Annotated in this window: 22 protein-coding genes, 1 tRNA gene and 1 other RNA gene; 7 read left to right on the forward strand and 17 right to left on the reverse strand. The window is 59.9% G+C overall.

Features of this window, described 5'->3' with window-relative positions:
* Window positions 1–119: 119 nt before the first annotated feature.
* From AC559A_RS10490 to AC559A_RS10515, 6 genes are read left to right on the forward strand one after another with little or no spacing between them, the layout of a single operon-like run.
* Window positions 120–797 (forward strand): precorrin-2 dehydrogenase/sirohydrochlorin ferrochelatase family protein, encoded by a 678-nt coding sequence (locus tag AC559A_RS10490; protein ID WP_498817884.1) that lies wholly within the window; start codon window positions 120–122, stop codon window positions 795–797.
* Window positions 784–1,611, forward strand: coding sequence for a cytochrome C assembly family protein (locus AC559A_RS10495; protein WP_498817885.1), 828 nt, complete (start codon window positions 784–786; stop codon window positions 1,609–1,611). Before AC559A_RS10490 ends, AC559A_RS10495 begins: the two co-directional genes overlap by 14 nt.
* Window positions 1,612–1,614: 3 nt before the next feature.
* Window positions 1,615–2,949, forward strand: a complete 1,335-nt coding sequence (gene hemA / locus AC559A_RS10500; protein WP_498817886.1) for a glutamyl-tRNA reductase — start codon at window positions 1,615–1,617, stop codon at window positions 2,947–2,949.
* A 40-nt stretch (window positions 2,950–2,989) separates the two neighbouring features.
* On the forward strand, window positions 2,990–3,325 hold the full coding sequence (locus AC559A_RS10505; RefSeq protein ID WP_028572000.1) for a hypothetical protein: 336 nt from the start codon (window positions 2,990–2,992) through the stop codon (window positions 3,323–3,325).
* Between the two features lie 43 nt (window positions 3,326–3,368).
* Window positions 3,369–4,430 carry a tRNA lysidine(34) synthetase TilS gene (gene tilS / locus AC559A_RS10510; RefSeq protein WP_498817887.1) on the forward strand — a complete coding sequence of 354 codons (1,062 nt, stop codon included), beginning with the start codon at window positions 3,369–3,371 and terminating at the stop codon, window positions 4,428–4,430.
* Window positions 4,421–5,893: an adenylate/guanylate cyclase domain-containing protein gene (locus AC559A_RS10515; protein ID WP_028572001.1), complete on the forward strand. Its 1,473-nt coding sequence runs from the start codon at window positions 4,421–4,423 to the stop codon at window positions 5,891–5,893. The genes tilS and AC559A_RS10515 overlap by 10 nt, the downstream gene beginning before the upstream one ends.
* Before the next feature lie 111 nt (window positions 5,894–6,004).
* Here AC559A_RS10515 and AC559A_RS10520 read toward each other — a convergent pair whose 3' ends face one another.
* The 8 genes from AC559A_RS10520 to AC559A_RS10555 all read right to left on the reverse strand — a co-directional run bounded on the left by AC559A_RS10520 (window position 6,005) and on the right by AC559A_RS10555 (window position 12,092).
* On the reverse strand, window positions 6,005–6,592 hold the full coding sequence (locus AC559A_RS10520) for a tetratricopeptide repeat protein (protein WP_498817888.1): 588 nt from the start codon (window positions 6,590–6,592) through the stop codon (window positions 6,005–6,007).
* Window positions 6,564–6,722, reverse strand: a complete 159-nt coding sequence (locus AC559A_RS10525) for a CcmD family protein (protein WP_084032199.1) — start codon at window positions 6,720–6,722, stop codon at window positions 6,564–6,566. Before AC559A_RS10525 ends, AC559A_RS10520 begins: the two co-directional genes overlap by 29 nt.
* Window positions 6,723–6,926: 204 nt before the next feature.
* A complete protein-coding gene (locus tag AC559A_RS10530; RefSeq protein ID WP_028572003.1) occupies window positions 6,927–7,316 on the reverse strand; it encodes a 4Fe-4S dicluster domain-containing protein in 390 nt (129 codons plus the stop codon).
* A 10-nt stretch (window positions 7,317–7,326) separates the two neighbouring features.
* Window positions 7,327–8,403 carry a hydrogenase large subunit gene (locus AC559A_RS10535; protein ID WP_028572004.1) on the reverse strand — a complete coding sequence of 359 codons (1,077 nt, stop codon included), beginning with the start codon at window positions 8,401–8,403 and terminating at the stop codon, window positions 7,327–7,329.
* Window positions 8,404–8,439: 36 nt separating this feature from the next.
* Window positions 8,440–8,856 (reverse strand): NADH-quinone oxidoreductase subunit C, encoded by a 417-nt coding sequence (locus AC559A_RS10540; RefSeq protein ID WP_498817889.1) that lies wholly within the window; start codon window positions 8,854–8,856, stop codon window positions 8,440–8,442.
* Between the two features lie 11 nt (window positions 8,857–8,867).
* A complete protein-coding gene (locus AC559A_RS10545) occupies window positions 8,868–9,305 on the reverse strand; it encodes an NADH-quinone oxidoreductase subunit B family protein (RefSeq protein WP_028572006.1) in 438 nt (145 codons plus the stop codon).
* A gap of 5 nt (window positions 9,306–9,310) precedes the next feature.
* Window positions 9,311–10,168 carry a respiratory chain complex I subunit 1 family protein gene (locus AC559A_RS10550; protein WP_028572007.1) on the reverse strand — a complete coding sequence of 286 codons (858 nt, stop codon included), beginning with the start codon at window positions 10,166–10,168 and terminating at the stop codon, window positions 9,311–9,313.
* A gap of 1 nt (window position 10,169) precedes the next feature.
* Window positions 10,170–12,092, reverse strand: a complete 1,923-nt coding sequence (locus AC559A_RS10555; protein ID WP_498817890.1) for an NADH-quinone oxidoreductase subunit 5 family protein — start codon at window positions 12,090–12,092, stop codon at window positions 10,170–10,172.
* 293 nt (window positions 12,093–12,385) lie between these two features.
* Between AC559A_RS10555 and AC559A_RS10560 the strand changes: the two genes are divergently transcribed.
* Window positions 12,386–13,429 (forward strand): FUSC family protein, encoded by a 1,044-nt coding sequence (locus AC559A_RS10560; protein ID WP_498817891.1) that lies wholly within the window; start codon window positions 12,386–12,388, stop codon window positions 13,427–13,429.
* Between the two features lie 34 nt (window positions 13,430–13,463).
* Here AC559A_RS10560 and AC559A_RS10565 read toward each other — a convergent pair whose 3' ends face one another.
* The 9 genes from AC559A_RS10565 to AC559A_RS10605 all read right to left on the reverse strand — a co-directional run bounded on the left by AC559A_RS10565 (window position 13,464) and on the right by AC559A_RS10605 (window position 22,636).
* Window positions 13,464–14,642 carry a BaiN/RdsA family NAD(P)/FAD-dependent oxidoreductase gene (locus AC559A_RS10565; RefSeq protein WP_498817892.1) on the reverse strand — a complete coding sequence of 393 codons (1,179 nt, stop codon included), beginning with the start codon at window positions 14,640–14,642 and terminating at the stop codon, window positions 13,464–13,466.
* Window positions 14,643–14,670: 28 nt separating this feature from the next.
* Complete coding sequence (locus tag AC559A_RS10570) at window positions 14,671–16,047, reverse strand: SH3 domain-containing protein (protein ID WP_498817893.1); 1,377 nt, start codon at window positions 16,045–16,047, stop codon at window positions 14,671–14,673.
* Window positions 16,048–16,085: 38 nt separating this feature from the next.
* Window positions 16,086–17,543: a cysteine--tRNA ligase gene (gene cysS, locus AC559A_RS10575; RefSeq protein ID WP_498817894.1), complete on the reverse strand. Its 1,458-nt coding sequence runs from the start codon at window positions 17,541–17,543 to the stop codon at window positions 16,086–16,088.
* A gap of 29 nt (window positions 17,544–17,572) precedes the next feature.
* Window positions 17,573–18,808, reverse strand: a complete 1,236-nt coding sequence (gene ispD / locus AC559A_RS10580; protein ID WP_498817895.1) for a 2-C-methyl-D-erythritol 4-phosphate cytidylyltransferase — start codon at window positions 18,806–18,808, stop codon at window positions 17,573–17,575.
* Between the two features lie 42 nt (window positions 18,809–18,850).
* An RNA gene (rnpB, locus tag AC559A_RS10585) (RNase P RNA component class A) lies at window positions 18,851–19,342 on the reverse strand.
* 42 nt (window positions 19,343–19,384) lie between these two features.
* A complete protein-coding gene (locus tag AC559A_RS10590; RefSeq protein ID WP_498817896.1) occupies window positions 19,385–20,140 on the reverse strand; it encodes a zinc ribbon domain-containing protein in 756 nt (251 codons plus the stop codon).
* An 89-nt stretch (window positions 20,141–20,229) separates the two neighbouring features.
* Window positions 20,230–21,234, reverse strand: coding sequence for a Nif3-like dinuclear metal center hexameric protein (locus AC559A_RS10595; protein ID WP_498817897.1), 1,005 nt, complete (start codon window positions 21,232–21,234; stop codon window positions 20,230–20,232).
* Window positions 21,235–21,596: 362 nt separating this feature from the next.
* A tRNA-Ile gene (locus AC559A_RS10600) sits at window positions 21,597–21,672 on the reverse strand.
* 64 nt (window positions 21,673–21,736) lie between these two features.
* Entirely contained in the window at window positions 21,737–22,636 is a 900-nt protein-coding gene (locus AC559A_RS10605; protein WP_498817898.1) for an NAD(P)/FAD-dependent oxidoreductase, read from the reverse strand.
* Window positions 22,637–22,838 lie beyond the last annotated feature (202 nt).

Raw genomic sequence — 22,838 nt, forward strand, 5'->3', positions numbered from 1 at the left:
TGGGATACATTCAAAATTTTTCATGTTCCGATTCCGATATCGATACCGACCCCGATTGCCGGGGCAAGAGCGGACACACAGCGTGCTGAGTAGATACCAAATTTGAATGTAAAACACCCATGCGCTACTATCCCATTCTTCTCGATCTGCACGACAAGTACTGCCTGGTGGTCGGCGTAGGCCAGGTGGGGACCCGCAAGGTCCGCACGCTCCTGTCCTGTGCTCCGGGGCGACTGCGGATCGTGGATACCCGCGAACCGGAGCCCTGCTGGCAGGAACTCATCGAGCAGGGCTTGGTGGAGTACCATGTCCGCACGTTTCTTCCCGAGGACCTGGATGGCTGCTTCCTGGTCATCGCCAGCACCAGCGACGAGACATTGAACTGGCAAATCAGCAGGATGTGCGCCGAGCGGGGAATCCTTTGCAACATCGTGGACCAGCCCGAGAAATGCAGCTTTATTCTTCCAGCCATGCACTCCCAGGGCGACCTGACCATCGCCGTGTCCACGTCCGGCTCCAGCCCGGCCCTGGCCAAGAAAATCCGCCAGGACCTCGGCGCCTGCTTCGGCCCGGAGTACGCCCGGTTCCTGGCGATAATGCGCCGCCTGCGCCCGCTGGTCCTGGAACTGAACCTGCCCACGTCGGACAATACCGCCCTGTTCCGGGCCTTGACCCAATCCAGACTGCTGGAAGCCGTGCAGTCGGGAGACGACGCCCGAATCCTGGAGGAACTACGGCGTCATCTCCCGGAAAGCCTGCATCCCCGCTTGGAGGACGTGATCGGTGAACCTGACTGAAACCCTGGAACTCGCCGTTCTGGCGCTCTATTTTCTCGGGGCCGTACTGCATATTCTCGCGGTGCTGATCCGCGGTCCCCTTCTCCGTTCCGGCGGACAAATCGCGACCCTGCTCGGCTTCGGCCTGCACACCGTGGATGTCGGGCTGTATATGGCCCGTTACGGTTCGGAGGCCCTGGGTCACGGTCCGTTTTACTTCAGCCTGATGGCCTGGACCCTGATCATCGTCTCCCTGGTCCTAAACTGGCGGCTGCGCATGCACTTTCTGGCCCTGACCTCCCTGCCCCTGGCCCTGATCGTCTACTCCTTCGCCACGACCCTGCCCAGCATGGAGGTCATCCTACCGGAAAGCTTCATGGGGCTGTGGTTCGGGCTGCATATCGGCACCCTGTTCCTGAGCATCTGCCTGCTGGCCATGGCCGCCAGCGCCGGAGCGGTCTATCTGTTCCTGGAAAACAAGATCAAGGGCAAGACCAAAATCACCGGCCTGAGCAAAGACCTGCCCTCCCTGTCCCTGTTCGATCAGGTCAATGCCTGGGCCGTGAATCTCGGGTTTCCGTTGTTCACCGTGGGCCTGCTTTCCGGGTTCCTCTGGGCGCACTTCACCTGGGAGCGCTTCTTCTCCTGGGATCCCAAGGAGGTCGCGGCCATTATCGTCTGGCTGCTCTTCGCCTTTCTCTTTCACCAGCGCCTGGTCAACGGCTGGCGCGGACGCAAACCGGCCAAGCTGGCCATCTGGATCTTTGCCCTGTCCCTGATCTCCATGCTGGGAATCAACTTTTTCCTCGAGACCCACCACAGCTTTCAACCCTAAGTCATGAACCAATCCATCTGTCTGCTCGGACTCAACCACCGCACCGCACCGGTCGAGGTCCGGGAACGCTATGCCCTGCCTAACGTCGACCCGAAGGACCAGGGGCTGATCTCCGTCGAGTCCGGCGTGAAAGAGGCCATGATCCTTTCCACCTGTAATCGGGTGGAACTCGTGACCGTCGGCCGTGAGGACAAGGACACGGTACGGGAGATCCTGCGCTTTTGGGCCAACTGTTGCGGGGGCGACGTCCATGAATTGCAGGACCACACCTACACCCACCGCAATCTGGACGCGGTGACCCACCTGTTTTCCGTGGCCTCCAGCCTGGATTCCATGGTCTTGGGCGAACCCCAAATTCTCGGTCAACTCAAACAGGCCTACCGGAACAGCGTCAAACAGGGAGCCTCCGGAGTGGTCCTGAACCGACTCCTGCACAAATCCTTTTCCGTGGCCAAACGGGTGCGCACGGAGACGAAAGTCGCCTCCAACGCCGTGTCCATCAGTTTCGCCGCCGTGGAACTGGCCAAACGCATCTTCGGCGACCTCGCCAACCAGACCGCCATGCTCGTGGGGGCCGGAGAGATGGCCGAACTGGCCGCCACCCACCTGCTCTCCGCCGGGGTCAAACGGATGCTCATTGCCAACCGCACCCACGCCCGGGGCTGTGAGTTGGCCTCCCGCATCCAGGGGGAGGCCGTGCTCTTCGCCGAGCTGTTCGAGCGCATGGCCGAGGCGGACATCGTCATCAGCTCCACCGGCGCGACCCAGACGGTCATCCAGCGCCGCGACGTCCAATCCATCATGAAACGCCGCCGCAACCGGCCGATGTTCTTCATCGATATCGCGGTGCCCCGGGACATCGACCCGGACGTGAACAACCTGGACAACATCTACCTCTACGACATCGACGACCTGAAGGAAGTGGTGGAGGAGAACCTCAGCCAGCGCAAAACCGAAGCGGCCAAGGCCATGGTCATCGTCCAGGAGGAGACGGAAAAGTTCGCCTGCTGGCTGCGCTCCCTGGACCTGAAGCCGACCATTCTGGACCTGCTGGCCGGCGGCGAGCGGATCGCCCGCAAGGAACTCAAAAAAACCCTGCGCCGCCTGGGACCGAAAGCCGACGACCCGGACGTGAGCCAGGCCCTGGAGACCCTGGTGCTCTCCCTGGCCCACAAGCTGTATCACCAGCCGTTGGACTTCCTAAAACGCCGCGCCCAGGAAGAGGACGCCGGAACCCGTTACATCGACGTCACCCGCCGGATGTTCAACCTGGACAACGAACTTCCCACGCCGGACGCCCATCCGGATCGACGCAAACCCAAACCAAGCGAGGACTGAATCGGCGAGCCTCGCTGAAAGCACCCCACGGAGAATACCATTGCGCGCCTACCTGATAGACGAACTCAACTCCACGGACATGCAGCGTCTTTTGTCTTGCCTTGAGACCAAAACTGTGAAGGCTTCGCTGGAGGATATGTACTGGCTGGAAATCCCGAAAAACCTGCTTTCCACGGAACAGCGCGAACACGCGGCCCAGTGCGGTCCGTTCGTCTGCTCCCTGGAAACCGGCCCGAATTGGCTGAAAGTGGAACTGCTGACCCGAGGCCGGGGCAAGCTGCGCTGCTCCTGTATCGCCTACGCGGGCCGGGAACAACGGGATTGGATCCTGGACCAAATCGACGCCATGCTGACCGAACTGGACATTCCGGTTTAGGGGCTTTCAAAAAGCGCAACCGTACGATTTCTTCAGATACAGCATGCCCTCTTCCGCTCCGCCCACCACCATCCAGGACCTGCCTCCCATCTGGGCGCGGTTCTGTCTGGGCATCGAGCGATTTCTCCTCCACGACCTCGGCCTTCCCTTCCGCCAACGCCGCTTGTTGCTGGCCTGCTCCGCCGGGAGCGACTCAACGGCCCTGCTGTTGATCCTGCATTGCCTGGCCCCTCGCCTGGGAATCACGATCAGCGTCGCCCACCTGGACCATGGGCTGCGCCAGGAATCCGTCCAGGAGGCGAGCCATGTCGCGGAGCTCTGCCGACGTCTCGGGGTCCAGGCCACGGTAGGGCACAGCAATGTTGCCCGGTACGCCCGGATGAGCGGAACCGGCCTGGAGGAAGCCGGACGCACCCTGCGCTATCGCTTTCTCTTCGGGGTACGGCGGCAACTCAACGCTGACATGCTGCTCACCGCCCACCATGCCGACGACCTGGCCGAGGACGTGCTGATGCGCTTGATCCGCGGAACGGGATGGCCGGGACTGGCCGGAATGCCGTGCTGGGACCCGACACGCCTGCTCTTGCGCCCCCTGCTTCACACCCCCAAGCAGGATCTCCGGAATTTTTTGAGCGATATCGAAGTGTCTTGGTCCGAAGACGCCAGCAACGCGGATCCAAACCACGCCCGCAACCGCGTTCGTAAGGATGTAATGCCCCTGCTGATCCGGGAGAACCCTCGATTTCTGGCCGGCATTATCCGCCTGCACCGGCAAGGTGAGCTGGACAACGACCTCTTTGCGTCGCTGATCACGCCTCTGGTCCAACAGGTTGAGAAATCCGGACACTTCCTGGAATCCACTCTTTTGCACACCCTGCATCCAGGACTGCGACTGCGCCTCTACAAAGCCGTTATCGACGACCTCGGGCCAGGCCAAGCCCTGCACGACTCCCTTTTGCGCCTGGACCAAGCCTGGAAAAATCGCCGAAAAGAAGCAACCCTCCAATTCCCGGGCGGCAAATCCGCCATGATCAATTCAGCGGGTATCCGTTTCGCCACGTCACGCACCTTCACGTCACGGGAGACTTCCACCTCATGCGACTGAGCGTCAAACTCTTCCTCGGCATCCTGTTCATCGCCGTCATGGCTTCCGGCGCCACGGGCTCCTACTTCTACTACCAGGCCAGGGCCGCCATGCTGGATTCCATCCGCGACCAACTCAAGGCCACGGCCAAAATTTCCGCCATGCTCGTGGATGGCGACATTTTGCGGGAGCTGACCGAACCGGACCAGACGACCTCGCCGGAGTACCTGGAAATCCAGGAACTAATGGGCATCATTGCCCAGACCAGCCAGGAATACCTTTTCGCCTACACCATGCGCCTGGAGAACGGTCAGGTGCGATTCATCGTGGATTCACCGGCCCATGACGACGACGGTGACGGAATCATCAGCGAGGATGAACTTCCGGAACCCATCGGGACCTTGTATCCCGATCCGCCGATGGAGTTATTGCAGGGATTTGTACGGCCTTCCAGCGATGAACGTCCGCATTACGATCAATGGGGCGCGTCCATGTCCGGTTACGCCCCGATTCACGACTCCGCCGGACGGCCCGTGGCCCTGATCGGCATCGACATGACCGTGGCAACCGTGGAAGGAAAATTGGCGGCCATCCGCCAAGCCGGTTTGATTTCACTCTTCATCGCTTTGGTTGTGGCCATGGGCATGAGTTGGTACTTCAGTCGCAGCATTTTTCGTCCGTTGGGCAAGCTGCAACAGGCCTTGGGCAAAGTCGGCGAAGGTGACTATTCCCAACGCCTGGAGGAGTCGGGGCCGAGAGAAATCGTCGCTTCAGCGCGGAGCTACAACGCCATGGTCACGGAATTGCGCGAAAAGGCTCTGATGAAAAACAGCCTGGGTAAAATTCTCGGAACCGAGGCGATGGATCACCTGCTGAAAAACCGCCTTGAACTGGGCGGCGAAATGCACAACGCCACGCTGTTGGTATGCGACCTGCGCGGTTTTTCCCGGCTGTGTCAGAAACTGCCTCCCAAATTGCTGGTGGGTCTTCTCAACGACTACCTCACGGCCATGGTCGAGGTGATTCAGCGTCACGGCGGCATTGTGGACAAGTTCGTCGGGGACATGGTCCTGGCGGTTTTCGGACATCCCGTTCCTCTGGAACAGGAACAGCGCGTGGCCCTGAGCGCGGCCAAAGCCATGGTCGCCCGGTGCGACGAGTTGAACGAGCAATTGCGGCTGGGTCCGGAACTGCGCCTGCGAAACTCCATCGGCCTGCATTCCGGCCCGGTTCTGGCCGGGAACATCGGCAGCCCGGAGCGCATGGAATACACGGTCATGGGCCATGCCGTGAACGTGGCCAGCAGGATCGAGCGTCTGACCAGGCCCCTGGACGTCCGGATCGCCGCGAGCGCTGACTTCACGCTCAACCATGACAAAGGCCATGGACTGACTTCGGTCGGGACGCGGCCGTTACCGGGGATGGACGAGGAGTTGGAAATTTACGTCCTCCAAGGTGGAGACGAGGAGACAAGGTCCGTGTGAAGACCAGCCGTCAAGAGCGATAGGAAAAAAAGCGCCGGCTCTCATGATGACATGAGAGCCGGCGCTTTCTTATGATCGCGGATGTGAGCGCGTTCCGGAAATTCAGCCCGGCTACTCGCTCTCAGGAACACCGGGAGTCATGTTCGCCAACTCGTCCCGGATGCGCTCCATCAGCTCGACATCATCCGGTTCCAGTTCCAGGACCCGCTCAAAATGTACCCGGGCCAGCTCCGGTTCTTCCAGATAATGCTTGTAAAGCATACCCAGATTGAAGTGCGCCCGATGATTATCGGGCTTGATTTCCACGATCCGTTCGAACTGCTCCGCGGATTCGACGTACTGCTCCATATTGTAGTGGGCCACGCCCAAACCGTTCAAGGCTCTGTCCAAGGACGGATCCAGGGCGATGGAGCGCTTCCAGAAAACCGCCGCCCGTTCCCAGGATCCCATGCGCATGAATTGGTCGCCAAGGGCCATCAACGTGGGCAGATGATTCGGCTCACTGTCCAGCCGGGCCATTAGTTCGGATATCTCGTTCATGGCCATGGACGTTTCCGATGGCCTGGCCTGCATGGTCAAACCCGGATTCTGCAGGCGGTAGATGATCGATCCGACAAAAATCAAAACCAGACCAAGGGCGATGACCGCCACGACCAGACGGCGTCCCTGATCATGCGGACCGAGTGTCGTGCTGCTCATTATCCAGAGCCTCCAAATGTTGTAATCGTTGCTCCATCATGGCCTGGCGACGGGCTAGAAAAAAAATGTAGCCCCCCAGGCCGATCCAGACCGCCGCGTTGGCGGCCAACAAATATTGTGCCGTATCCATGAGATTGCCCTTCATCCCGGAAAGAGAGGTGGGTAAAAAAATACTCTATGCATTTCCAGCGGATTCGTAAAGAAAGCGCTCTTGTGAAAAAGCAGTAAAGAGCGCAAAAAAATGGAAGGGCATGGCCGAATCGACCATGCCCTTCCATTTTTTCAGTTGTCGAGATGTTCCCGCAAGAACGCCTCGAACCATTCAAGTTGATGTTTATTCCGCCGCTTCTTCCTTCTTGGCAGCCTTCTTCTTCGGCTTGGGCGGGGTGCCTTGCTCTTCGATGATCACTTTGGTCGTGGAGACGGGACGCCACGTACGTTTGTGGTGCAGACATTTGGTGGGACAATTGTCCACGCAAGTGCCGCAATAGACGCAGGCGAAGGCATCGCAGCGCCAGATTCCTTTTTCCTTGTCCACGGTGATGCACTGGGAAGGGCACTTCCTGGCGCATGTGGAGCAAAATATGCAGTTGTCGATATCGATGTACAACTCGCCCCGGTTATTTTCAAAGGGCTCCCGGACCTCAAAAGGGTAAGGCCGGGTGGATTTCTTGGTGAACAGGTTTTTCAGGACATTGCCTGTCATTGGTGTGACTTTGAACATGACTCGTCTCCTAGCGTTCCGTGCAACTGATGCAGGGGTCAATGGAGAGAACGACGACCGGCACGTCCGCCAGTTCGATCCCCGGCAACATGGCGGCCAGGGGCGGAATATTGGCGAATGTGGGGGTGCGGATACGCAGACGTTCCAGGTATTTCGTTCCATTGGCCTTGATGTAGTAGTACAGCTCGCCCCGCGGCTGTTCGACCCGTGCCGTGCCTTCGCCTTCAGGATTGCCTTTGACCTTGACGTTGATGGGGCCCTCGGGGAGCTTGTGCAAAGCCTGTCGGACGAGGTCGATGGACTGATGAGTTTCCCGATAGCGAACCTTGCCACGGGCATAGCTGTCGCCCTCGTACTCGACAATGGGCTCGAATTCCAGGTCGCCGAACGCCGCGAACTTCAACTGTCGCATATCCTGGGCAACGCCGCTGCCGCGCAGAGTCGGTCCGGCGGCGCCCAATTCGTAGGCCTGTTCCTTGGTCAGGACCCCTATGCCCACGGTTCTGGCTTTGACCGTATAGTCGTCGAGAATCGTGGATTCCAAGGCCTTGAGTTCGCTTTCCACGAGTTCCAGCTCGGAAAGAATCCAGCGAATCTGTTCCGGGGAAAGATCGTTCCTGACCCCACCCATCACGTTCACAGCCACGATGACCCGGTTGCCGGTGGTGGCCTCGTTGATGTCCATGACCCGCTCGCGGATCTTCCAGAGCTGATAGAACAGCGCCTCGAAGCCGAAGGCGTCCGCGAAAAGACCCAGCCACAACAGATGAGAGTGAACACGGTGCAGTTCCGACCAGATCACGCGCAGATACTTGGCTCTGGGTGGAACCTCGATCTTCATCATCTCTTCCAGGCACTGGCAGTAGCACATGGCATGAATTTTCGAGCAAATTCCACACACACGCTCCACGACCTGGATCATGTGGTGGTAGTCCCGGATATCACAAAGCTTTTCCAGCCCGCGATGTACGTAGCCCAAGGCCGGCACGGCCTGGGTCACGATCTCGTCCTCCACTGTCAGGGACAGATGGATGGGTTCCGGGAGGACGGGGTGTTGCGGACCAAAAGGGATAATGGTCTTGGCCATAAAGTCTCCTAAGGTAATTACCAGCGATAAGGATGATTACTGGGCTTCCGATTCTTTACGAATCACGCTGTATTTGCAGAAGGGGGTTCGAGCGACTTCTTTCTCCAGGTACAGATAGTTTTCAAAATTCAGCACCAGTCCTTCAAAGCAGATGCCGAACTGGTCCTGGATTTCGTTTTCCACGAGAAAGGCCGCGAACAGAATATCGGAAATGGACAGCGCGGGCTGAGCCTTGGGCTGTTTGAGACGATAGTGCACCATCTCCAGGTCGCGGTCAAAAGCGTAGATCAGGTCGACATTATCCGCATCCAGGTCGACGCAGGTCATGGTCACGAAACGATATCCGTCAGCCTTCAGCTTGAGCACCTCGGCTTTGAGGGCGTCGCCGGCAATATCGGTTGCCGGGAGGACGGCGACGATTTTTTCTTTGTCTTTGGTTTGAGTTTCAGCCATATTCCAACTCCTTACGACTTGGCGGCGAACAATTCCAGCGCCTTGACCACGCCGTCAATGATCGCTTCAGGTTTGGCCGGACAGCCTGGGACATAGACATCCACCGGAATGACCTTATCCACGCCGCCGACGACGTTCGGCGCTTCACGCATCACCCCGCCGGTCAGACCGCAGGCCCCAATGGCGATGACGGCCCGGGGTTTCGGCATTTGATCGTAGAGGTTCTTGAGCACCTTCTTGTTGCGGTGATTCACCGTGCCGGTAACCAGCAACACGTCCGCGTGCTTGGGGTTGCCGATATTGATGATTCCGAAACGCTCCACGTCATAGACGGGAGTGAGCACAGCCAGCGTCTCAATGTCGCACCCGTTGCAGCTTCCGCAGTCGAAGTGCATGACCCAGGGGGACTTGATCCGAGATGATTGGATAAAATTGGATATGAAGTTCATAGTATCTACCCGTAATACAGCCAAAGCAGGTTAATCAGGGAAAACATAATGCCTGTTATCCAGGCGGTCCCGAGCATCCAACGCCATGTCATCCGGGAAGTGGTATTGTCGACCAGGATTTCCACGAAATAGGTGATACCCAGGAGCAGCACCAAGCCGACGACGCTGGTGGACCAAAACAGGGAAAGCAGGCCGAGGATCAGGACGATCTCGAACCAGTGGGCGATCTCCACGATGGCCAGATACGGACCTGAATATTCGGTGTACACGCCTCGGACGATTTCCTGGTGCGCATGGTGCGACGCGGAAATGTCGAAGGGGGATTTACGCAGTTTAATGGTCAACGCGATGCCCAGCACGAGGAACAGCAGGGGCAATTTGAACAGCAACGGCTGCTCCATGGCGTACACGGCCTCGATCTTGAAACTGCCGGTGGTCAGGAAAATGCCGACGATGACCAGGATCAACAACGGCTCATACGCGATGATCTGGAGCAATTCCCGGTGTGCGCCGATCTGGCTGTACGGCGATGGAACGGTCATCGCGCCGATCACCAGAAAGACCGACCCCACGGCCTGGACGAAGAAGATCAGCAACAAGTCCGCCTGCAGGAAGAACAAAATCACGGACGTCACGGCTCCGGCCAGATACAGCAGGGAGCAGAAGGCCAGCCAATGGTTGGCGAGCATGGGCTCCTTGCCCAGCAGTTTCGCGATGTCGTAAAAGGGCTGCAAAATGGGAGGTCCAATTCGAGACTGCAACCGAGCCGTGACCCTTCTGTCCACGCCGGTAAGCACGCCGACGGCCAGGGGCGCCAGGAAAAGTCCCGCGATCAATGCCAGAAAAACTTGAGCGCTTGTCATGTTAGAGACCCCCTCCGAGCATCAGGAGAATCAGCACCAAGGCCGCGGTGTTCACCCAGCGGTTGATGGTGCTTTCGCCGAAAATCTTCTCCAGGTAGTAGTTGGATGTTGACGGTAAGATGGATTGGCGCAAGGGACCGATATACTCGTTCTCGTTATCCGGGGATTGGGCGCCGGACAGATACGGACCGGTGGGCTTGACCTTGCCGGCGACCTTGTAAAAGTAGATGGCCGCGAACAATCCCAGGGCCGCGACAAAAAACAACGGAATGACCGGGAAGGAGCCGCGTTCCATGACCAGAATGCCCCAGGAGGTCCCGGGTACCGCTTCCGGCATGGCCAGCGGAAGGATGGAAATAGCCGGATAGATCAGGGAGTTGTAGATTGCCGGGGCGTAGAAGGAAAGCAGCAACGCGCCGAGGATGAGTCCGAACAGCGGCAGCCGCGTCATCGCGGGCTGCGACTCTGCGTAGATCCGTCCCTTGAAGGGATAGGTCATGAACAGACCGGCCCAGCGCGCCCAGTAGAGCACGGTCACGGCGCTGCCCAGGGCCAGGATGATCACCAAAACGATGTTGTGGGCCGAGGCCTCGATGGCCATCCACTTGCCCAGGAGCATGCCGAAGGGCGGCAGGATCATGGTCAGCGCGCCCAGCACTGCGATGAGCGCGGTCACCGGCATGACGGCGTACAGCCCGCGCATGTCCTCGATATCGCGACTGGCGATGCGCTGTTCGATGGTCCCCACGCACAGAAAGAGCAAGGCCTTGGTCACGGCGTGAAACATGATCAGGAACATCCCCGCGGCGATGGCCGCCGGGGTGCCCACGCCAGCGCAGGCGATGATCAATCCCAGGTTGCTCACTGTTGAGTAGGCCAGGATTTTCTTGCCGTTGGACTGGCTGATGGCCAAGGCCGCGGCAGCCAGGAAGGTGAAGGCGCCAACCAGAGCCACGGTGGTGGAAAAGAACGTCCCAGAATAGGCCGGTGAAAAGCGCAGGAACAGGTACACGCCGGCCTTGACCATGGTCGCGGAGTGCAACAAGGCCGAAGTCGGGGTGGGAGCGACCATGGCGCCGAGCAGCCAGCTCTGGAACGGAAGCTGGGCGGCCTTGGTCAATCCGGCGAAGCACAGCAGACCGATGGGCAGCAGCAGGAAAGCGGCTTCGGGGGTCATGGCCAGGATCTGCTGAATGTTGACCGTACCCAGATCCAGGGAGATCCAGAGCAGGCCGATCAGCAGCGCCAAACCGCCAAGGCTGTTGATCCACAACGCCCGGAGGGAGTTGGCCTTGGCTTCATCGGTGAGGTCGTGCCGAATCAGCAGGAACGAGCAAAGCGTCGTGACCTCGAAGAAAAAGTAGAAATTTCCAAGATCGTTGGTCAGAACCAATCCGTTCATCGCCCCGAGAAACAGAACCATGACGGCGAAAAACTGCGGCTGACGTGAAGTGGTCAGGTGCAGGTGTTCCTCATGATTCTTCATGTAGGGCAGAGCGTGAATGACGATGACCGAACCAACGACGCTGACCACGAAAACCATCAGCTTGGCCAGGGGATCGACGAGGAACATGGCTTGTCCGGTGGCCTCGGCCGGGGAAACCAGTTTGAAGACGGCCAGAAGCACGATCTGTGCTCCGGCAAGGTAGATGATCAGCCGATGTTTCGCGCTGAGACCTACCGCTAAGATGATGAACAGCACCACGAAATCCAGAAGCACGATCAACGGCTGCGGGTTGAGGCCCAGCAGCGTCGTCGAAAAGGCGACGGTTTCATGGGAAAACAAGGCCAACGAGGAACCCGTCAAGAGAACCGCGGCAGCCAAAACCATAACCATGCGCAGGGAATCGTTCCGCAGCGCGTAGAGCCCCAGAGCGGCAATGAATGGGACCACTACCAGGATAAACAGGAGGGTATCAGGCATACCTTCTCCAATAAGGTGAAAGGGTTGAACAAATTCCCGGGCTCCGAGTATTTCAACGGCCCACGGGTAACCTCCGGGTAACCACACCAAAATCTTACGGAACGCTATGCCGGATGGCCATGTTTCCGTCAACCCCAAACCGAATACTTCGCGGCTTCGCATATTTTTTTAAAAATTGTATAACTCTCTGCTGATTTTTGACCATCTGGATTGATTTACCCGGCCTTGAACTTGCCTTTTCCGGCCCGACGGCGCACAACCACGGCAACTGCCCCCCATGGAGGACTTCGCTGTTGTTTCACCCGTTCAACCGCCTGGACTATTCCCCCGAACATCTGCGTCACGGACTGAAAACCGGCTTGGCGGCGGTTTTAGCGTATGCCGTGGTCCATGCTTTCCGTTTGGAATACGGCTTCTGGGGCGTGCTCTCCGCGGTGATCGTCATGCAGATCAACGTGGCTGATTCGTTGCGGATGTGCTGGTATCGCCTGACCGGAACCATAATGGGCGCGGCCATCGGCATCCTCACCCTGCTGGCCCTGCCCGGCCCCGGTTGGCCCATGGCCTTGGGCCTGTTTCTTTCAGTGGGTTTTTGCGCCTACATGACCCGGTACAATCCCCGCTTCATGATGGCCGCGATCACCGTGGTAATCATCGTGGTCGCCGGAAGCGAGGAAGAGCATCGCATCCTGTTCGGTCTGCACCGAATCCTGGAAATCGGTATCGGGGTCGGTAGCGCGTTTCTGGTCACGGTTCTGATCTGGCCTCGTCGAGCTGGAAGCACGTTGCGTGAACAATTGCGAAGCCGGTTCGCCGAGGCCGCCCGGTGCCACGAGATATTGGTGGAGGCGTTTCTCTCCAAGCAGACCACCGTGAACCCGAGCCTTCTGGCGAACCTGTGCGCCGCGTCTCGGCTGGCCAGGGAACTGTTGTCCAAGGCGCTACGCCATGAACGGCTGGTGTCTTCCGAGGACCTGGACACGCTCAGCCGCCGCGTGACGGCCCTGGAGAACTGCGTGGAACAGATGCGGACCATGCTGCGCGTGCTCAACGATGTTGAAGAAGGGGAAGGCTACGATATCATCATGGCCGCCCAGGTCCGAAACCTGGCCCAGGCCGCCGGTGATGTCATGGTTGCCATAGGCGAGGGACGGGAAGTCGTCCTGAACGATCTGAAGAAGGCGGTGGAAAGCTTTGAAGCCCGCCTGGAGGAGTTGCGTGCCGCCGGGGCGACGAAGCGCTTCAACCTGCGCAAGCTGCTGCAGGTCTTTTCTTTTCTGCATGCCATGGAATCCATGGCCAAGGGGCTTTTGAAGACCGGCAGCGTCCGGAGTTGATCCGTGACTTCCCGCTTGTCGTCGGCGCGTCGGATCAGGCCCTCTGTCCGGCCACGAATCCGGACGACCAAGCCCACTGCAGATTGTATCCGCCCAGCCGTCCGGTCACGTCCAGAACTTCACCGGTGAAAAAGAGTCCGGGCACGGCCTTGGCTTCCATGGTTTTGGAGGAAACCCCGTCCGTGTCCACGCCGCCCAAGGTCGCCTCGGCTTTGTCCAAGCCTTCCGTTCCAGACGGGAGAAAGGCAAAGCCATGAACCACCCGCTCCAGGGCAAGACGCTGCTTTTTAGGCAGACTCCCCGCTTGGCCGGACCAGCCGTGATAGCTGCACAACAGCTCCGCCAATCTGGCCGGCAAGGCCGCTGCCAGGGCGTTGTGAACCTCCCGGCGCGGCGCTTGCTCGAGCACTTCGCCGATCCTCCGTTCCGGAAGCAGGTCGATAATCAGATGCCGCCCCGGCCGCCAATACAGCGAAGCGTCCAGGGTCGCGGGACCGGAGATTCCCCGGTGCGTGATCAAGAGGGCGTCCTCAATACCATCGGGAATCCGAGCGCCCTCCACAATAACCCGAACCGGCAGCGAAATCCCGGTCAAATCCCGACAAAAAGCGGCCAGATTCTCCGAGGCCCGCAAGGGAACCAAGCCTGGACGCGCCGGAAAGACCTGTAAGCCGAACTGCTCGGCCAAACGCAGGCCGAAGTCCGTGGCTCCGATCCGCGGCCAAGCCGACCCACCCGTGGCCACGACCAGTGAACGTGAAACATAAGCTCGTGTCCGGAAATGGACCTGAAACCCGTTGGCCGTCGCCGAGACCTCGCGGATAGGTTCGCCCAGGGCCCAGGAGACCCCGGCCTCCTCGGCCTCGCGCTGCAAGGCGGCGACAACGGCCGCCGCGCCGGGCACGCAGAACAGCCGTCCATGGTCGGCCTCCACCGTCTCCACCCCGTGCGCGGCCAGAAAGGCCAGGAAACGCTCCGGAGGGTACTGAGCCAACGCGGACTTCACGAAGTGCCGGTTGGCGCAGACGTAGTCCTCGGCCCGTACCCGGCGATTGGTCACATTGCAGCGCCCCCCGCCGGAAATGCGCACCTTGCGCCCCGGTCGGTCCGCATGGTCCACCACCACGACCCTTCGGCCCCGCTTGGCGCACTGGGCCGCGCAGACCAATCCGGAGGCCCCGGCCCCCAGAACCACGACATCGCAATGGGTCATGACGGTGCGACGGCAATCGATGAGCGGATTATCTTTCCCCCAGGATGGTCATGCTGGTCACCCGTTCCACCAGCAACCCCTGGGGTTTGATCAAGGTAGGGAGTTCCGCCCCAGGGGTCAGGGTGGTGATCACGGTACGTCCCAGAACCCACCGCCCCGGAGTGCTGACCCGCGGCCCGCGGCCCCTTGGTTCCTCGATCCGCAGCCCCCATATGGAATGCAGGACAACCGGTCGCCCCGAGGCAGGATCCGGGCCGAGGTAGAGCATTACGTGACCGGGCAGGTTCACGATTGTCAGCAACGGGACGCCGTGTTCAAGGATGCTCCGCTCCTTTTGCGTCGCGTCCAGGTCACTCAAATCCACGACCCGCCCCGCCTGGGCCTGAGCCCGGGAATTTCTGGGCATGGCGATCCCGAACAGGGCCTGGACATCCTGGATCAAGGCCGAACAATCCCGATTTTCATACATTCCGCCCCAGCCGTAAGGCTGGCCCAAAAGCCCGTCCAGCACACGGACATACCGCTCCACGGTCGGAGGCAAGGGCCAGGGCCCGGCCCCCTGTTTCGCAAGGAACGCGGTGTGTAGCTCGGCCCAGCCGTCCGCCCGGCGCTGTGGAGTGAGCACCGCGATCATGCCCGCCGGTGCTGGCTCGTCGGAGTGCGGCAAGAGCATGCCCACCCGTCCGTGCAGGGCATACATGCCGTGCGGCGTGCGCAACACCTCCCCATCACGAGTCATGGCGATCAACTTCGCGCCACGAAACGTCTCCATGAAGGCATGGTCCACCCAAGCCACTTCCCAGGGACGCACCCAACCGGCAACGTGCGGCGCCGTCACCAGATACCAGTCGCCGTCCGGGGAAGCATGGACCACGCGCACCGGAGTCCCCGCCGGAATCAGGGAATTCTGAAGCATGTCAAAAGGAAAGCCCTGCCCCGCAGACGTGGGATCATTGAATATCGGTCCCAAGGACGGCAGGACGCGCAACGAGACCGGCCCGACCGTCACCGCCGGATGCACCAGCGAAGGGAAGAGTTCCGATGAACTGCGCCGCTTCATCTCCTCCAGCCATCCGCCGGGAACGGGCAACAGATTTTCCCCGTACACCTCCCTGTCCTGGTAGCGCCGCAGCCCCCAGAACAGATCCAGCCCCTCGGCTGCTTCAGCGTCCCATTCATCCCAGGGCGCGAAATACCGGGCCAGGAAATCGCTTGCCAGTTGTTGCTGATCCAGCTCGGAAATCAAGTGCTCCGTTTCCCCGAAGCGAGGCACGTACAGCCCCGTCGCCTGGGACAACAAACGCAAATCCGACACCTCGCCCGGCGGAGGGAACTTGGGTGCGCAAGCGGAAAGCAAAAGCACCAGAAAAAAATACGCCGCGATACGCAGTGGATGTGTCGTCATGGATTGAACTCCGAAAAAGGGTCATTCCCGGATGGAAACTACATCACGTCCCAGACCTGCCCCCCGGGCGTATCGCGAACCTCCACGCCCATTTCTGCCAGTTGACCCCGCAATGCGTCGGCCTGCTGAAAGTCCTTGGCCAGCCTGGCTTCTTGCCGCGCGGAAAGCAGTTCCTCGACACGGACGACGTCCAGTTCCTTGCGCTGGATTCGCATCTCCTTCAACCGGGCCAGCCATTCCCCCGGTTCATCCAGGAACAGTCCCGTGGCGTGACCCCAGCTTTGTAAATCCTGAAGAATTCGCGCTCCCAGGTCGCGGCCGCCGCTGCTTTTGCGCAAGCCCTTGTTTTCCAACATGCGGTTGGCCATGCGCACCACGCCGAAGACATGGCCCAGGGCCCCGGCAGTGTTCAGATCGTCCTCCATGGAGCGGGTCCACTCGGCTTCCAGGGTGGTCAGTTCGGCCTCCATTTCCGCAGTCAGGGCGGCATTGCTCCATTTGGCCCCGCCGGCGTGCTCCCGGAGCAGGGCCATGGTCTGGTAGATGCGGTGCAAGGCTTTTTCGGCCTCTTCCATGGACGCGTACGTGAAGTCCAGGGGGCTGCGATAATGCTTGGAAAGCAGGAAAAAGCGCAGCACCTCGGGCTGAAACTTGGCCAGAATGTCCCGGATGGTCACGAAGTTGCCCAAGGATTTGGACATTTTTTCGGAATTCACCTGCACGAAGCCGTTGTGAACCCAGAACCGGGCGAACTCGCCGCCCGTGGCGGCCATGGACTGGGCCATTTCGTTTTCGTGGTGCGGAAAGGTCAAATCCTGTCCTCCGCCGTGGATGTCCAGGGGCAGGCCCAGCAGGTGTTCGCTCATCACTGAACACTCCAGGTGCCAGCCAGGACGCCCCTGTCCCCAGGGACTGGGCCAGGAGGGTTCTCCCGGCTTGGCGGATTTCCACAAGGCGAAATCCAAAGGATCTTCCTTGCTTTCCCCAGGCTCGACCCGGGCCCCGGAACGCAGTTCCTCGATGTTTCGTCCGGACAGGCGACCGTAGCCTTCGAAGGCCCGGACGCGAAAGTAGACGTCGCCCCGATCCGTGGCATAGGCATAGCCCTTGGCGATCAGGGATTCGGAAAGGCTGATCATGCCGGGGATATGTTCCGTGGCCCGCGGCTCGAAGTCCGCCCGGAGGATGGCCAGACGGTCCATGTCCTCGTAGAACGCGGCAATGTACTTTTCGGCCACCTCCGAGGAGCCGATGCCCTCGGCCGCGGCCCGGTTGATGATCTTGTCGTCGATGTCCGTGAAATTGCGGACAAAGGTGACCTTCCAGCCCTTGTAGCGCAGATACCGAACCAGAACGTCGAAGACCACGGCGGACCTGGCGTGCCCGATGTGGCAGTAGTCGTACGCCGTGATCCCGCAGACGTACAAACGGACATGGTCTTCCCGCAGCGGTTGAAATTCTTCCTTTTTCCCGTGCAAACTGTTGTAGAGGAGCATAACGACTCACATGGTCTCGACAGTGTTGATTATTTCGAATCGGGGCGACGCATGGCAGTGACCACGGCCATGGCCTTGATGCCCTGCTTCGCGCCGGTGAATCCCAGCCCTTCTTCGGTGCTGGCCTTGACCCCGACCCGGGCGGAGTCCAGTCCCAGCAGCCTGGCGACATTGCGCCGGATTTCCTCGCGCCGGGGAGCGACCTTCGGGATCTGAGCGACGATGGTCAGGTCCACGTGGGTCAGGACCAGCCCCTCCCTGTGGGACAATTCCAGAACTTCGGACACCAGCACGGCGCTGTCGATGTTCTCGAACCGTGCATCCGAATCCGGAAAGAGTTCTCCGATGTCGCCCTTGCCCAGACAGCCCAGCAGGGCGTCGGCCAGGGCATGCAGGAGCACGTCGCCGTCGGAATGGGCGATAATCTCCGGAGCGCCGGGAAAGGGCACGCCGCCCAGCTTCAACGGACGGCCAGGACCAAAGCGATGAACGTCGTAGCCGAACCCCACGCAGGGAATGGGAGTGATCATCTCGACGGGATCCTTGAGCAGGTTGAGATCATCCGGGTTGGTGATCTTGATGTTGCCGGGGTCTCCGGGAATCACGCGCACGACCTTACCCAGCCGCTCCACCAGGGAGGCGTCGTCCGTCACCTCCCACTGCTCTTGCTGGCAACGCCGGTGGGCCTCTTCAAGGACCGCGCGGTCAAAGACCTGGGGGGTTTGCACCGCTCGCAGAGTGGCCCGGTCCAAGGTGGCCGACACCCGCCCTCCGCTGACCTGCTTGACGGTATCGGTCACCGGAAGGCCGGGAATCGCTCCGACCGCGGCTTCATCGCCGACGTCGGACGACTCTTCCCGCAATGCGGCCACCAAAGCCGTGACCAAGGCCGGACGGACAAAGGGCCGGGCCGCGTCATGGATCAGCACGATCTCGCTTTCCCGCGGAACCTCGGCCAGGCCGAGCCGGACCGAATCCTGCCGCAACGCCCCTCCCTGGACCGTCAACACGGGAAGCCCCGGCCGGTCCGCGTCTACGAGCCGCCGGACCCATTCTTCTCCCACGGCCAGTTCTTCGGCCGGAAAAACCACCACCACCCCGCGCAGATCCGGAATTTGCGTGAAAACACGCACGCCGTGCCAGAACAGGGGCACGCCCCGCCAAAGCAGAAACTGCTTCCTGGTTCCCACCCCGGCCCGTTCCAAACGGGAACTTTGACCGGCGGCCAGCACCACGGCCCAGGGACGACGTAAAGTGGATTTCATGGATGAAGCAGAAGTGGAGGTCATGGAAGCACTTGATGAAAACGCGGGAGTCGGGCGATAAGCCGGGTCCTGTCTCCCCGCGCTCACTTTGCCCTGGCCATCCCTCAAGCAATGAGAAGATTGCCAAGGTAAAGCAAGCGCGGGGCGGTTGTCATTCCTCTAGGACCGGAATTGCTTCCGGCCTCCAGCAACCTACCCGAGGACTTCGACCGGGCCGGCCTCAAACGTCCTCCTATTTGGTCTTGCTCCGAACGGGGTTTGCCGAGCTTGCCGCGTCGCCGCGGCAACTGGTGGGCTCTTACCCCACCGTTTCACCCTTACCCAGCGCTCACTTTGTCCTGGTTCTTCTTTATTAAGGATGAGAAGCTTACCAAGGAAAAAGTAAACGCTGGGCGGTCTGTTTTCTGTGGCACTTTCCCGGGGTCGCCCCCGCTGGACGTTATCCAGCGTCCCGCCCTGTGGAGCCCGGACTTTCCTCCCGGGAAGCATTTTGCCGAGGCAAAGCGCATCCCGGACGACAACCTGCCCGACTCCCGCGAAAAATGAATATAGAACAGCGCCCTTCCCAGGTCAAAGCTACGCCGCTTCAGCCTCCTCACTCTCTTCGTCCTTGGAGAAGTGCTCGGACCAGTAGATGATTCGCTGACAATTGGGACAGCTCAGGATCTGCTCCCCTTTTTGCAAAACATTGTAGGTCTGCGGCGGGATGCTGATGTTGCACCCCTTGCAGATTCCCTCACCCACCGAGACCACAACGGGCTGGGAAAGCCGGGCCCGAATGAACTGGTACCTGCTCAGGATCGGCTTGGGAATCACCTGTTCGGCCTCGCCGCGCAGCCCTTTCAGTGTTTCCAATCGCGTCTTGGCGGACTGGAGCTTCTGGTTGATCTGCTTCTTTTTCTGGGTGATTTCCTGTTGCAGCGCGGTCAACTCGACCTGGGTCGCAGCCAGGGTTTCCTCTTGCCGGGCGAGTTCCTCCAGCAGGGAGATTTTTTCTTCTTCCCGGACGCGATTGGTCTTTTCCAGGTTGTCGATCTCCCGCATCATGGCCTGATGCTCCTTGGAGTTGGTGACCATCATCAGCTTGTTTTTGCTTTTCTTGATCTTTCGCCCGGAATCCTCGATATCCCCGTCCATTTGGTCCCGCTGTGCGACGATCATGGCGATTTTTTCCTTCAAGTGCGCCACCGTGTCCTTGAGTTCGAGAAGGCGCGCCTCCATGCGTTCCATCTCCAACGGAGCGTTTTTCAAGAACGTGTTCAACTGCATGATCTCGTCATCGATCATTTGCAGGGCGACCAATTGCTCGATCTGTTTCAAATACAGGCTCAATGTCTTTCCCTCCTTAACTCCGATCAATATCCCGCTTTATCCGACCCGTTTCGCATACCCCGGCCGCGTCCTCGCCCGGCTTCAACATATCAAGAAGGCGAGGACAAAAAATCGATTCCGGGGAAAAAAGCCACTTCCACGGCGCCGTGGGTCAGCTTGCGCCGCAATTCCTCGGAGAATACGCGCATCATACGCTCCTCCAGGACGAAGTGGCCCACGTCCACCACCAAATACCCCAGCTCCCGGGCGGCCTGCGCGTCGTGGTACTTGAGATCGCCGGTCACGTAGACCTGAGCCCCGACCTTGCCGACCCGTCCCAGCAGCGACGCCCCGGACCCCGGGCAGCAAGCCACCCTGCTCACCGTCTCAGGAACACACCCGGCCAGCGCCTTCGGTGGGCCGCCGAGAAGTCGCTTCAAAACCTCGTAAAACTTTTCCCAAGGTGCCGGTTCCGGCATATCGCCCACGAACCCGAAGCCGAGCGGTTCCATCGGCAGGTCCAACTCGTGGGAAACCACCCGAAGCGTGCCATCTTCCGCGCCGGAAACCGCTCCATACACCTCGAAATCGCTCCCTGGAGCAGCCACAACTTCCAAAGCCCGCGCACCAAGGACATGGACCTCGACGCCCGGACGTCCTTCAAGCCCTTGCGCAACCTGATCAATCCGGGCCTCCGGCCCCAAGATCCGAAACCAGCGCCCGACACGGCGTCCTGTTTCCTCCAGCACGGAGACGTTTTGCAATCCCAGTTCCTCGGCCAGCCACCGCACCGGCCCCCGAGGCTGGACGTCCAGGCTGGTGTGCGCGGCGTACAGCCAGGAGTCATGGCGCAGCAACGCCCCGAGAACATGGTGGTATCCGTTTGGCCGGGTAGGCAATTCCGGCTTCAAGGCCAACGGGTGGTGTACCAGGATGAAGTCCGCGCCCCAGGCCAAGGCCTGATCGATCAACTCGGGGGCGGGATCCAACCCGACGGCCAGTTTGCCGACCCGCTTCCTGCCCGCGGCCACTTGCACCCCGTCGCGGTCCCAGGACGCCGCCCATCGTGGCGACGCGGTCGCCTCGATCATGGCAATCAGTTCATGGACGTGCATGGTCAGACCTCGCCCTGTTCATGGTTTGCCCATATTTTCGTAAAAAAACGGTATCTACTCAGCACATTTTGTATCCGCCCTTGCTCCGGCAATCGGAGTCGGGGTCGCTATCGGAATCGGAATCGGAACAGGAAGAAATCAGAACACATCCCAGCGTTTACGATCCCGATCCCGATCCCGATTCCGACTCCGACTCCGACCCCGGAAACGGAATTACTCTATGCTGAATAGTTACAAAAAACGACAAAAAAAAGGTGTTTCCCGGATAAACTTTTCCAAGAAACACCTCTCGTAAGAACGGCGAACAATATTTCAGCAATGCGGGTGATGTCGTATGCGCCTGAGGCACCAGAATCCTCTTGTGGTGGGCCTACCAGGACTTGAACCTGGGACCTGCCGGTTATGAGCCGGTGGCTCTACCAACTGAGCTATAGGCCCTTTTGAATTTGCAAAAGAGATGATAGTTACCCTGTCACGGGAAGCCCTGTCAAGCGCAAATCCATCATTCTTTGGGACGGACCTTTTTGACGTGTTCAATGGCGGACCTGGCGGCCAGGGCTCCTTCTCCCACGGCGACGCTGATCTGCAAAAATCGCCCGACGCAGTCTCCGGCCGCGAAAATTCCGGGGATATTGGTCCGCTGCTGTTCATCCACCTCGATGAACTGCTTGCGCATCACCAGCCCCAGGCTGACGGCGAAATCGGAAGTCCCGGCCTGGCCCATGGCGATGAACAGCCCGTCCACCGCGTCATGCCCGCCGTCCTCGTACCGCACGGCGGACAGACCGTCCTCCCCTTCCAGCCTGGCGATCTTGCGTTCCGAGACCGGTATTCCGGCCTCACGCAGCTTGCCCAGAAACTCCGCCCCCATGTTCAGGGCCTTGCCCTGCGTGCAAACATGGACCTCGGACGTATAGTGCAGCAGCTCCAGAGCCTGATTGGCCGCGAAATTCCCCTCGCCCAGCACCATGACCTGTTTTTGGCGGAAAAAGAAGCCGTCGCAACTCACGCAGTAGGAAACGCCCTTGCCTTCATAGTCGTGCAGATTCTCGATACCCGGCCGGACCCTGGCCACGCCGGTGGAGAGAATCACCGCCCAGGCCTCGTACTCGCCCTGTTCGCTCCGGACATGGTACCGGCCCTGCTCTCCCAGGTGAACACCAAGGACACGGTCGCACAGAACCTCCGTCCCGAACCGTTGCGCCTGCCGCGTGCCGCGCTCGATCAGTTCCCTGCCGGAAATGGTTTCGTCAAAACCGAAATAGTTGTCGATATCATAATCCCCGGCAACCTTCGGCGTGCACCCCAGGACCATTGTCTTCATTCCGGCCCTGGCGGTGTAAATGGCCGCGGACAATCCCGCCGGTCCCTGGCCGATGATCAGTACGTCAACCTCGCGCATGGCATGCTCCCTGCCCGATTCTCGGGCAAATCGTTGAAAATCGTTGATTAAACGTATCTACTCAGCACATCTTACGCCCGCTCTTACTCCGGCTATCGGGGTCGCTATCGGTATCGGCATCGGAACGGAAAATAATTGAACGAACCCCACCCTTTTCGATCCCGATTCCGATTCCGATTCCGATTCCGACCCCGACAACAGC

It is taken from the genome of Desulfonatronum zhilinae (assembly GCF_900182865.1).
Lineage (GTDB): Bacteria > Desulfobacterota > Desulfovibrionia > Desulfovibrionales > Desulfonatronaceae > Desulfonatronum > Desulfonatronum lacustre.